The organism is Flavobacterium sp. ST-158 (genome assembly GCF_058309975.1).
Map to the genome: position 1 here is coordinate 1 of NZ_JBZEEN010000022.1, position 5557 is coordinate 5557.

The window sequence follows — 5557 nt, forward strand, 5'->3', positions numbered from 1 at the left end:
AAAGAAAGGCGACGACATACTCTCCCACAAAACTGCAGTACCATCTGCGCAGGCGGGCTTAACTACTCTGTTCGGGATGGGAAGAGGTGAGCCCCGCCGCAATAACCACCTTAAGAAGTTATAATTGCTTTGGGCAATCTTTTTTAATTAATAATTAACAATTGATAATTCATAATTAAAAACAATATCTTAACATACTGAGATAAAGAAAGTATTTTTAGTATTAGAAAGTTTCTCCCCCACACCGTAGTGTGGGGAAAAGTTTGTACATAAGCTTACAGGTTATTAGTACTACTCGACTATGACATTACTGCCTTTACATCTATAGCCTATCAACGTGGTCATCTCCCACGACCTTTAAAAGAAATCTCATCTTGTGGTGGGTTTCGCGCTTATATGCTTTCAGCGCTTATCCCTTCCAAACGTAGCTACTCTGCGGTGCCACTGGCGTGACAACAGATACACTAGAGGTTTGTCCAATTCGGTCCTCTCGTACTAGAATCAGATCCACTCAAATTTCTAACGCCCACAGTAGATAGAGACCGAACTGTCTCACGACGTTCTGAACCCAGCTCGCGTGCCACTTTAATGGGCGAACAGCCCAACCCTTGGGACCTTCTCCAGCCCCAGGATGTGACGAGCCGACATCGAGGTGCCAAACCCCCCCGTCGATATGAGCTCTTGGGGGAGATCAGCCTGTTATCCCCGGCGTACCTTTTATCCTTTGAGCGATGGCCCTTCCATGCGGAACCACCGGATCACTATGCTCTACTTTCGTACCTGATCGACCTGTATGTCTCTCAGTCAAGCTCCCTTATGCCATTGCACTCTTCGCACGGTTACCAAGCGTACTGAGGGAACCTTTAGAAGCCTCCGTTACTCTTTTGGAGGCGACCACCCCAGTCAAACTACCCACCAAGCAATGTCCCCCGCATAGCGGGGTTAGGCCTCAGATAAACAAAGGGTTGTATTTCAACAATGACTCCACAACGCCTGGCGACGCCACTTCACAGTCTCCAACCTATCCTACACATCATTTATCCAAGGTCAATACTAAGCTATAGTAAAGGTGCACAGGGTCTTTTCGTCCCACTGCGGGTAAACGGCATCTTCACCGTTACTACAATTTCACCGAGCTCATGGCTGAGACAGTGTCCAGATCGTTACACCATTCGTGCAGGTCGGAACTTACCCGACAAGGAATTTCGCTACCTTAGGACCGTTATAGTTACGGCCGCCGTTTACTGGGGCTTCAATTCAATGCTTCTCCGAAGATAACATCTCCTCTTAACCTTCCAGCACCGGGCAGGTGTCAGGCCCTATACTTCATCTTACGATTTTGCAGAGCCCTGTGTTTTTGATAAACAGTCGCCTGGACCTCTTCACTGCGGCCCTGATTACTCAGGGCGACCCTTCTCCCGAAGTTACGGGTCTATTTTGCCTAATTCCTTAGCCATGAATCTCTCGAGCACCTTAGAATTCTCATCTCGACTACCTGTGTCGGTTTGCGGTACGGGTACTATTAACCTGAAGTTTAGAGGTTTTTCTTGGAAGCCCTTAGGTACACTATCTCTTTGTCCGAAGACGCCGAGTACTATCGTATTTCCCCAAGCCGCGTGGATTTGCCTGCGCAGCTTATAGGTACGTACTTTAACGAACTATTCCGTCAGTTCGCGGTACTTTCATCACTCCGTCACCCCATCACAGTTAACAGTAGTACGGGAATATTAACCCGTTGGCCATCGACTGTCCCTTTCGGGTTCGCCTTAGGTCCCGACTAACCCACAGCTGATTAGCATAGCTGTGGAAACCTTAGTCTTTCGGTGTGCGGGTTTCTCGCCCGCATTATCGTTACTTATGCCTACATTTTCTTTTCTAACCAGTCCAGCATGCTTTACAACACACCTTCAACCCTGTTAGAATGCTCCCCTACCACTTTGTATTAATACAAAATCCATAGCTTCGGTAATATACTTATGCCCGATTATTATCCATGCTCGTCCGCTCGACTAGTGAGCTGTTACGCACTCTTTAAATGAATGGCTGCTTCCAAGCCAACATCCTAGCTGTCTGGGCAGACAAACCGCGTTCTTTCAACTTAGTATATATTTGGGGACCTTAGCTGATGGTCTGGGTTCTTTCCCTCTCGGACTTGGACCTTAGCACCCAAGCCCTCACTGTTAGTGAACATTATATAGCATTCGGAGTTTGTCAGGAATTGGTAGGCGGTGAAGCCCCCGCATCCAATCAGTAGCTCTACCTCTATATAACTTATAACTAACGCTGCACCTAAATGCATTTCGGGGAGTACGAGCTATTTCCGAGTTTGATTGGCCTTTCACCCCTACCCACAGGTCATCCGAAGACTTTTCAACGTCAACCGGTTCGGTCCTCCACTGTGTGTTACCACAGCTTCAACCTGCCCATGGGTAGATCACACGGTTTCGCGTCTAACACTACTGACTAAAGCGCCCTATTCAGACTCGCTTTCGCTACGGATCCATACCTGAAGTACTTATCCTTGCCAGCAACGTTAACTCGTAGGCTCATTATGCAAAAGGCACGCCGTCACCCCACAAAAGGGCTCCGACCGCTTGTAAGCGTATGGTTTCAGGATCTATTTCACTCCGTTATTCACGGTTCTTTTCACCTTTCCCTCACGGTACTGGTTCACTATCGGTCTCTCAGGAGTATTTAGCCTTAGCGGATGGTCCCGCCAAATTCAGACAGGGTTTCACGTGCCCCGCCCTACTCAGGATACCACTATTTATTATACTCGTTACCCATACGGGACTATCACCCTCTCTGGTGTCACTTTCCAGTAACTTCCGGTTCCTTGTACATAAAATATCGTGGTCCTACAACCCCAACATTGCCGTAACAACATTGGTTTGGGCTAATCCGCGTTCGCTCGCCACTACTTACGGAATCACTTTTGTTTTCTTCTCCTCCGCCTACTTAGATGTTTCAGTTCAGCGGGTTTGCCCACCTATCGGTGTACTATGTCTTCAACATAGTGGGTTGCCCCATTCAGGTATCTACGGATCAATCGATGTGTGCTCGTCCCCGTAGCTTTTCGCAGCTTATCACGCCTTTCTTCGCCTCTGAGAGCCTAGGCATCCCCCATACGCCCTTATTTTGCTTATTGTACTTAGCTTTAAGCTTTCAGCAATGAGCTGACAGCTGTAAAACTGTGTTCTTTCTACTTTTTAATATTTTTCTTATCTCAATATGTCAATGAACTTTTTCTTTAGAGGAAAGAGCAAAGATAAAACAGCAAAGACTAAATCTTTTTTCTTTTCTCTTGTTTCTATCTTCTTTAGATAGTGGAGAATAACGGAGTCGAACCGTTGACCTCCTGCGTGCAAGGCAGGCGCTCTAGCCAGCTGAGCTAATCCCCCATTCTTTTTAGTGATGAGTTATTAGTTATGAGTCAAGAGTTACTTTCCTCATATTGCTCAACCCTAGAATTTCCTTTTATTTAAGTTTTTTTTACAGTCTTTTCAATCTTTTAATTGTAAAATCTTTCAATCTTTCAATTTTTAGTTTAAAAAGTAGTCCCGGGCAGACTCGAACTGCCGACCCCTACATTATCAGTGTAGTACTCTAACCAGCTGAGCTACGAGACTCTGTTTTTTACTTAAATTCTTATTCTTTTTTTTTAAATTAACAGCAAGAGTAATAAAACTTTTAAATTCTAAACCAAAAGACCTTTTCGTCTTTTTCCTAAAGGTGTTGTTTGCACAACTAACAATTAGGCTCTAGAAAGGAGGTGTTCCAGCCGCACCTTCCGGTACGGCTACCTTGTTACGACTTAGCCCTAGTTACCAGTTTTACCCTAGGCAGCTCCTTGCGGTCACCGACTTCAGGCACCCCCAGCTTCCATGGCTTGACGGGCGGTGTGTACAAGGCCCGGGAACGTATTCACCGGATCATGGCTGATATCCGATTACTAGCGATTCCAGCTTCACGGAGTCGAGTTGCAGACTCCGATCCGAACTGTGACCGGCTTTATAGATTCGCTCCTGGTCACCCAGTGGCTGCTCTCTGTACCGGCCATTGTAGCACGTGTGTAGCCCAAGGCGTAAGGGCCGTGATGATTTGACGTCATCCCCACCTTCCTCACAGTTTGCACTGGCAGTCTCGTTAGAGTTCCCGACATGACTCGCTGGCAACTAACAACAGGGGTTGCGCTCGTTATAGGACTTAACCTGACACCTCACGGCACGAGCTGACGACAACCATGCAGCACCTTGTAAATTGTCTTGCGAAAGATCTGTTTCCAAATCGGTCAATCTACATTTAAGCCTTGGTAAGGTTCCTCGCGTATCATCGAATTAAACCACATGCTCCACCGCTTGTGCGGGCCCCCGTCAATTCCTTTGAGTTTCAAACTTGCGTTCGTACTCCCCAGGTGGGATACTTATCACTTTCGCTTAGCCACTGAAGTTGCCCCCAACAGCTAGTATCCATCGTTTACGGCGTGGACTACCAGGGTATCTAATCCTGTTCGCTACCCACGCTTTCGTCCATCAGCGTCAATCAATTAGTAGTAACCTGCCTTCGCAATTGGTATTCCATGTAATCTCTAAGCATTTCACCGCTACACTACATATTCTAGTTACTTCCTAATAATTCAAGTCTAGCAGTATCAATGGCCGTTCCACCGTTGAGCGATGGGCTTTCACCACTGACTTACTAAACCGCCTACGGACCCTTTAAACCCAATGATTCCGGATAACGCTTGGATCCTCCGTATTACCGCGGCTGCTGGCACGGAGTTAGCCGATCCTTATTCTTACAGTACCGTCAAGACATTACACGTAATGTTGTTTCTTCCTGTACAAAAGCAGTTTACAATCCATAGGACCGTCATCCTGCACGCGGCATGGCTGGTTCAGAGTTGCCTCCATTGACCAATATTCCTCACTGCTGCCTCCCGTAGGAGTCTGGTCCGTGTCTCAGTACCAGTGTGGGGGATCTCCCTCTCAGGACCCCTACCCATCGTTGCCATGGTAAGCCGTTACCTTACCATCTAGCTAATGGGACGCATGCTCATCTTTTGCCGTTGGAACTTTAATTATAATATGATGCCATACTATAATACTATGAGGTATTAATCCAAATTTCTCTGGGCTATCCCTCTGCAAAAGGTAGATTGCATACGCGTTACGCACCCGTGCGCCGGTCTCTAGTTCCGAAAAACTATACCCCTCGACTTGCATGTGTTAAGCCTGCCGCTAGCGTTCATCCTGAGCCAGGATCAAACTCTTCATCGTATATTATGCGTCCGCCGTGGCGGACTATTTATTTTTGACTCAAGCTCTATTGGTTCATTCTGAATCTATCGATTCTATTACTCTTATTCTTTTGTCTCGTTTTAAAACGAGACGGCTGTCAATTCAATATGTCTAGGAACGTGTCTTTTTTAACTTTCGCTTGTTTCTCAAAGCGGCTGCAAAAGTACAACTATTTTATTTACTCGCAAGAAAAATTTAAAGTTTTTTTTCGATTTATTTCTCGAAGCTTAACTCCATCTTCCTTGTCAGTATTTCAA

Annotated in this window: 2 tRNA genes and 3 rRNA genes; all 5 read right to left on the reverse strand. The window is 46.3% G+C overall.

The annotated features are described in order from the left end of the window. Nucleotides 1-3: 3 nt before the first annotated feature. The 5 genes from rrf to AC4FRF_RS17455 all read right to left on the reverse strand — a co-directional run bounded on the left by rrf (nucleotide 4) and on the right by AC4FRF_RS17455 (nucleotide 5279). A 5S ribosomal RNA gene (gene rrf, locus AC4FRF_RS17435) occupies nucleotides 4-113 on the reverse strand. A 152-nt stretch (nucleotides 114-265) separates the two neighbouring features. Then, nucleotides 266-3148, reverse strand: a 23S ribosomal RNA gene (locus AC4FRF_RS17440). A 179-nt stretch (nucleotides 3149-3327) separates the two neighbouring features. Continuing rightward, nucleotides 3328-3401 (reverse strand) — tRNA-Ala (locus tag AC4FRF_RS17445). A 154-nt stretch (nucleotides 3402-3555) separates the two neighbouring features. Then, nucleotides 3556-3629: transfer RNA gene (locus tag AC4FRF_RS17450), tRNA-Ile, on the reverse strand. Between the two features lie 136 nt (nucleotides 3630-3765). Further along, nucleotides 3766-5279 (reverse strand): 16S ribosomal RNA (locus tag AC4FRF_RS17455). Together the 16S, 23S and 5S rRNA genes with 2 tRNA genes alongside form the textbook arrangement of a ribosomal RNA operon. Nucleotides 5280-5557: the final 278 nt, after the last annotated feature.